This is a genomic window from Apilactobacillus ozensis DSM 23829 = JCM 17196 (assembly GCF_001435995.1).
Lineage (GTDB): Bacteria > Bacillota > Bacilli > Lactobacillales > Lactobacillaceae > Apilactobacillus > Apilactobacillus ozensis.
Window position 1 is genome coordinate 1 of the sequence record NZ_AYYQ01000023.1, and the last position, 515, is coordinate 515.

Here is a 515-nt window from a genome sequence, read left to right on the forward strand (position 1 = left end):
ATTATTTTGTTCTTTGAAAACTAGATATTATTAATTTCTATATTGAATTTGTATAAAATACAATTTCAACCGAGAACACCGCGTTATTTTGAGTTTTTTAAAAGAATTTAATCGCAAATACTCAATTAACCAAAATCACGAAGTGATTAATAGGTTAAGTTATAAAGGGCGCATGGTGAATGCCTTGGTACTAGGAGCCGATGAAGGACGGGACTAACACCGATATGCTTCGGGGAGCTGTACGTAAGCTTTGATCCGGAGATTTCCGAATGAGGAAACTCAATAGCTTTAATCAGCTATTACTAACTAACGAATACATACTTAGTTAGTGGCAGACGTGGGGAACTGAAACATCTAAGTACCCACAGGAACAGAAAGAAAAATCGATTCCCTGAGTAGCGGCGAGCGAAACGGGAATAGCCCAAACCAAAGAGCTTGCTCTTTGGGGTTGTAGGACTGAACATTTGAGTTACCAAAGTATTTGATAGTCGAAAGATTTGGGAAAATCTGCGAAA

Annotated in this window: 1 rRNA gene; it reads left to right on the plus strand. The window is 37.9% G+C overall.

Annotated elements, in window-relative coordinates:
• Nucleotides 1-152: 152 nt before the first annotated feature.
• Nucleotides 153-515 (plus strand): 23S ribosomal RNA (locus FD06_RS03125); the annotation flags it as partial.